Origin of the sequence: Vibrio sp. 10N.247.311.14 (genome assembly GCF_041467715.1) — a bacterium.
GTDB classification, from domain to species: Bacteria; Pseudomonadota; Gammaproteobacteria; order Enterobacterales; family Vibrionaceae; genus Vibrio; species Vibrio crassostreae_C.
This window is the reverse complement of the sequence record NZ_JBFSVE010000097.1, coordinates 1-5,032: the sequence shown is the minus strand read 5'-3', so window position 1 is coordinate 5,032 and position 5,032 is coordinate 1. Positions and strand designations below refer to the sequence as shown.

The window sequence follows — 5,032 nt, the reverse complement described above, 5'->3', positions numbered from 1 at the left end:
GACAGCTCTGAAGGATCCTTCAACCGATCGCTTTGGCTTTAACTGATCGGCATTACTGATTATTCAGCGGTTTTTTTGTGCCTGCCGTTTGGGTTTCAGAAACGACAGGTAATAAAAAAGGCCAACCTAAGTTGACCTTTCATCTAATCTAAACGGTGAGGTTTAAATTAAGCTTTTGCTTCAGCTGCTGCTTTAGCGATAGCTGCGAAGCTTTTCGCGTCTAGAGCTGCGCCGCCAACTAGAGCACCGTCGATGTCTGGTTGTGCGAAGTAAGCTGCTGCGTTTTCTGGCTTAACAGAACCGCCGTATTGGATAACAACTTTCTTAGCAACTTCTTCAGATTTCTCTGCGATGTGTGCACGGATTTGAGCGTGGATGCGTTGTGCATCTTCAGCTGTAGCTGCTTTACCAGTACCGATAGCCCAGATTGGTTCGTAAGCGATGATAGCGCCTTCAAGAGCTTCAACACCTTGAGTGTTGATAACAGCGTCAAGTTGACGAGCACATACTGCAACAGTTTCGCCTGCTTCGTTTTGTGCTTCAGATTCACCGATACAAAGAACTGGAGTTAGGCCGTTCTCTTTTAGGAATGCGAATTTCTTAGCTACGAACTCATCTGATTCGTTGTGGTATTCACGACGCTCAGAGTGACCGATGATGATGTGAGATGCGCCGAACTCTTTAAGCATTGCTGGAGACATGTCGCCAGTGAATGCACCGCTGTTGTTTAGGTCAGAGTTTTGAGCACCTAGGATGATCGCGCTGCCCGCTTCAGTAAGCGTACGCTCTGCTAGATCAACGAAAAGTGCTGGTGGAGCAACTGCTACGTCTACGCCTGTTACGCCTTCAAGTTCAGCGTTAAGACCGTTTAGTAGATCAACAACCATTTCTTTGCTGCCGTTTAGTTTCCAGTTACCCATAACTACAGGATGACGCATAGGAATATCTCCAAAGTATTTAAATAAATCGAATGTAAAAAAGTAAACTTTATTACGAAATAATATAACAGATTAATATCAACAGATCATGACTGTGGTCATGACTTTCTTGGATCTTACTCAATGGTCAGAGTAGATTTTGAGCATATATCAGTGATCCGGCAGACAGAATAATAGCTAACTTCTCGGATTTTTCATCGTTAGTTGTTATTAAGGGACAAACGATTGCGTTAACAACAGGAAGTAACAATGCCGAATCTAGTTCTAGAGTACTCCAATTCAGTGGATGAGCGAGTAAATATCCAAGGCTTACTGGAAGATCTCCACCAAGTCGCTCTCACATGTGGCTTGTTTGATGTGCCATCAGTGAAATCTCGTTCACTGCGTTGCCATAATTGGTTGGTCGGTGATGAGGAAGATAGTGTAGACTTTATTCATATCAGCTTTGAGTTACTTTCGGGACGAACGGAAGAGCAAAAGCGAGAATTGTCACGATCGTTAATGCAGATCCTGCAAGAACAAGCGAGTCATGTAAGAAGCTTAACGGTGAATATTCGTGATATGGATAAAAGTTGCTTTCAAAAAGTAATAAACTAACCATTGCTGCTGACTTTTAGCGGCGTATAAATTTGAGTATTTAAGATGTCGATGAAAGAATTACTGCTCTCTTTCAAGGGGAGAATTGGTCGTAAGACTTACTGGATTTGGAATGTTTTCTACTACATAGCGATTACCGGTTTTGCTTCAGGTATCTCTGTGTTGTTCCCTGCTTACTCTTATATCCTGCTACCAATCATCCTATTGATGCTTGTGATCCCAGACCTTGCGGTAACCGCTAAGCGCTGGCACGACCGCAATAAGTCTAATTACTGGCTACTATTGAATGTGCCATTAGTATTGGGTCGTTTAGCTTCGCCAATGGTTGCAACGACGACAGAGCCGGTATCGCCAATTCATATGGCGGCAACCGTCGCGGCATTAGTGTGTGGTTTCTGGATTCTGATTGAGTGTGGTTTGTTGAAAGGAACAGAAGGCCGTAATGACTACGGCGAAGACCCATGTAAATATTGAACAGCGAACCAATAAGAAGGGGGCATTACGCTCCCTTTTTCTTTTTAGTGCTTTGCTAATTTCAGTACATTTTAGGTTCGGTATTCGGCTTAAAAGGCACGACATTTTCAGGCAGAGATTCTTCAAAGCCGCAGCGCCCTTCGAGTGCATCTTGGAACTTACAGACCTGACAGCGCAGCTCTTGCATGAGTACGACATTGGCGTGGTGTGGGTTTTTACAACGGCTAACCACTAAGTCGATGTGACTTTGCTGCGCACGAAGTCGGTCTTGCATCACGTCTGAAGCCGAACAAATCATCTGTTCGCACATCTCGTGTTTGAATTGATTGAATGCTTTCGGGTCGCTTTTCGCGAGTTGGACAAGTTCATCAAAGGGTGGCAGTTTTTGAGCGGGTTGTGGATGCGCCATCATTCCTTCCTTAGCATTAAGCGTGTTTCATATGCTCTAAGCTTAAGAAAGAAATCTGTACAAATTTTAATCTATTTGTATTTTCTCAATATTGAGACGGTATTAGCCGATTACCTTTGCAATCAAAGGGCGGGTGTTAAGGTGTAAGTGCAGCGTCGTTCGCCAGCAATGATGTGCTCTGTACGGCTCACGTGACACTCATCTTTTAGTAACTCAGTAAACACGTTGAGCTCAGATTGGCACAGGCTAGGGCAGCGAGTTGCAGCCTTACAGATAGGGCAGTGGTTCTCAATCAAGATGTAGTGATCATCATGCTCTTGAAGCTCAGCCATGTAGCCTTCGTCTTCACGAAGCTGGGTGAGTTTTTTAAGCTTGCTGATGAGTGAATCACAGCCAGACAGCGCAGTTTGATACTGCTTAAGAGTGTGTTGTTCACGCTCGGCAGCAACCTTAGCCAGCCCTTCTTTACCAAATAGATTCTCGACAGCATCAATCACTTGAATGGTGAGTTCACCATGTCGGTCTGAAAATTGGTTATGACCTTGTTGAGTCAGGGACCAGTGGCGAGTCGGGCGACCCACTTTCACTTTCACATCATGAAACGCAAGAATACCGTCATCTTCCAGGCTTTGCAGATGTTGCCTTGCCCCCATTGTCGTCATGCCAAATTCTTCTGACAGTTGTTTCGCGGTTACCGCGCCTTGACGCTTAATGGTCTGTAAGATTCTGTCGCTTGTTTTCATACTATCCCTACCTAATGAACCTTACTATTATGAGGCAAGGTGTTTATAAAGCAAACCATTTACTATATTGATGATAATTTACTCTATAGATAGCGTTTTACTCTATTGGCTGCCATGGTCAGATTCTGGTGCGCTAATAAAACAAAAGGCTGATACTAGGTATCAGCCTTGGAATATTCTGTTTCACCGAATTTAGGCTTACAGGATATGACCTACTACTTCTGGATCTTTACGCTCTAGGTAGTGGATAGATTTGATGCGGCGAATTGTACGGCAGCGGCCACGGATAAGCAGGGTTTCTGTGGTTGCGATATTACCTTGACGAGAAATACCTTCTAGCAAGTCACCCTTAGTGATGCCTGTTGCTGAGAATACAACGTTGTCGCTGCGTGCCATGTCTTCCATCTTCAATACGATACCCGCCGTTACGCCCATTTCTGCGCAGCGCTCAAGTTCAAGTTCACCGTGCTTGCGGTTCTCTTCTGTGTCGCCTTTCACTTCGTGGCGAGGTAGAAGACGACCGTGCATGTCGCCGTCGAGTGCGCGAATTACCGCCGCCGAGACCACACCTTCAGGTGCGCCGCCGATGCAGTACATGACGTCTACTTCACTGTCTGGCATACAGGTTAAGATAGAAGCCGCAACATCACCGTCTGGCACAGCAAATACACGAACGCCCATTGCTTGCATGTCGGCGATGACTTGATCATGACGAGGCTTAGCAAGCGTGGTTACGACTAGAGTATCAAGTGTTTTACCTAGTGCTTTAGCGATGTTTTCTAGGTTTTCTGTTAGTGGCAGTTCTAGGTCAATCACGCCTTTAGCGCCAGGGCCAACAACCAACTTTTCCATGTACATATCAGGCGCTTTAAGGAAGCTGCCTTTTTCGCCCGCAGCCAATACAGCCAATGCATTTGATTGGCCCATTGCTGTCATGCGTGTCCCTTCAATTGGGTCAACTGCGATGTCGACAGCGTCGCCGCCCACACCTACGTTTTCGCCGATGTATAGCATAGGTGCATCATCGATTTCACCTTCGCCGATAACAATCTCACCGCTAATTTCGGTTTTGTTTAATAGGCTACGCATTACTTCTACAGCAGCGCCATCTGCAGCGTTTTTATCGCCACGGCCAAGCCACTTGTAACCAGCTAGTGCTGCACCTTCTGTGACACGAGAGAATGACATTGCTAAATCGCGTTTCATGCGGACTCCAAAATTTTCAAAGGGGGAATAGAAATTTCGCGGCGAATTTTACCATATCCAAAAGGAAACGTTTGCCTTTTTTGTTTTTTGGAGATTGCTCTCGATCAATTCGCAGTGGAAAACAGTTATTATTCATCAAAATAATCGGTTTGCCGTTGTGGCGGTAATCGTTCTCGTCAATATTCGGTAAAAAGTGCTGTTTTTTTCATCGAATGGCGCAAAATATCGAATATATTGAGTGTTTATCCTTGCTCTGCTGAGTAGAATGGGGAAATAAGTGGAGTGAACCTTCACCATCAAACGGATAACTAAAAGGTAGGCCAGAATGTCTTTTGAAGTACTAGAGCAGCTAGAAGCAAAAATTCAAACAGCAGTAGATACAATTGCACTTCTTCAAATGGAAGTGGAAGAGCTTAAAGAAGAGAAACAAGCACTAGCAACAGAAGCTGGTGAGCTTAAAGCAAGCCGTCACGAGCTAGAGCAAAAAACTCAGCAAATGCAGGAAGAGCATTCAGCATGGCAAGATCGCATCCGTAACCTTCTTGGTAAAATGGATGAAGTAGAGTAATCGACTCTTCAGATTTAAAAAAACGCCCGCTACTCAGTAGCGGGCGTTTTTGTTGTGCGCCGAGCATGGCGTTGATCTAGGAGGTGAAAGTCCTCTA

At 45.0% G+C, this 5,032-nt stretch carries 7 protein-coding genes; 3 read left to right on the top strand and 4 right to left on the bottom strand.

Annotated features, from left to right (window positions below; all coding sequences use genetic code 11):
• Positions 1–167: 167 nt before the first annotated feature.
• On the bottom strand, positions 168–938 hold the full coding sequence (gene tpiA, locus AB6F11_RS21410; protein ID WP_017061158.1) for a triose-phosphate isomerase: 771 nt from the start codon (positions 936–938) through the stop codon (positions 168–170).
• A gap of 249 nt (positions 939–1,187) precedes the next feature.
• Here tpiA and AB6F11_RS21405 point away from each other — a divergent pair, with 249 nt between their 5' ends.
• Positions 1,188–1,535, top strand: a complete 348-nt coding sequence (locus AB6F11_RS21405) for a 5-carboxymethyl-2-hydroxymuconate Delta-isomerase (protein WP_017061157.1) — start codon at positions 1,188–1,190, stop codon at positions 1,533–1,535.
• Between the two features lie 45 nt (positions 1,536–1,580).
• Positions 1,581–2,009: a DUF805 domain-containing protein gene (locus tag AB6F11_RS21400; RefSeq protein WP_017063673.1), complete on the top strand. Its 429-nt coding sequence runs from the start codon at positions 1,581–1,583 to the stop codon at positions 2,007–2,009.
• 61 nt (positions 2,010–2,070) lie between these two features.
• On the opposite strand, the gene AB6F11_RS21395 is transcribed toward AB6F11_RS21400, so the two are convergent.
• The 3 genes from AB6F11_RS21395 to glpX all read right to left on the bottom strand — a co-directional run bounded on the left by AB6F11_RS21395 (position 2,071) and on the right by glpX (position 4,367).
• Entirely contained in the window at positions 2,071–2,418 is a 348-nt protein-coding gene (locus AB6F11_RS21395; RefSeq protein WP_017061155.1) for a DUF3135 domain-containing protein, read from the bottom strand.
• Positions 2,419–2,540: 122 nt separating this feature from the next.
• On the bottom strand, positions 2,541–3,161 hold the full coding sequence (locus AB6F11_RS21390; protein ID WP_017063674.1) for a metalloregulator ArsR/SmtB family transcription factor: 621 nt from the start codon (positions 3,159–3,161) through the stop codon (positions 2,541–2,543).
• A gap of 198 nt (positions 3,162–3,359) precedes the next feature.
• Entirely contained in the window at positions 3,360–4,367 is a 1,008-nt protein-coding gene (gene glpX / locus AB6F11_RS21385) for a class II fructose-bisphosphatase (RefSeq protein ID WP_017061153.1), read from the bottom strand.
• 325 nt (positions 4,368–4,692) lie between these two features.
• Between glpX and zapB the strand changes: the two genes are divergently transcribed.
• Entirely contained in the window at positions 4,693–4,935 is a 243-nt protein-coding gene (gene zapB / locus AB6F11_RS21380) for a cell division protein ZapB (RefSeq protein ID WP_008219652.1), read from the top strand.
• The last annotated feature ends 97 nt before the right edge of the window (positions 4,936–5,032 follow it).

Bases quoted from the DNA above. Each gene is read 5' to 3' on its own strand.
- tpiA (WP_017061158.1), bottom strand. From the start codon at position 938: ATGCGTCATCCTGTAGTTATGGGTAACTGGAAACTAAACGGCAGCAAA.
- glpX (WP_017061153.1), bottom strand. From the start codon at position 4,367: ATGAAACGCGATTTAGCAATGTCATTCTCTCGTGTCACAGAAGGTGCA.
- AB6F11_RS21390 (WP_017063674.1), bottom strand. From the start codon at position 3,161: ATGAAAACAAGCGACAGAATCTTACAGACCATTAAGCGTCAAGGCGCG.
- AB6F11_RS21395 (WP_017061155.1), bottom strand. From the start codon at position 2,418: ATGGCGCATCCACAACCCGCTCAAAAACTGCCACCCTTTGATGAACTT.
- zapB (WP_008219652.1), top strand. From the start codon at position 4,693: ATGTCTTTTGAAGTACTAGAGCAGCTAGAAGCAAAAATTCAAACAGCA.
- AB6F11_RS21400 (WP_017063673.1), top strand. From the start codon at position 1,581: ATGTCGATGAAAGAATTACTGCTCTCTTTCAAGGGGAGAATTGGTCGT.
- AB6F11_RS21405 (WP_017061157.1), top strand. From the start codon at position 1,188: ATGCCGAATCTAGTTCTAGAGTACTCCAATTCAGTGGATGAGCGAGTA.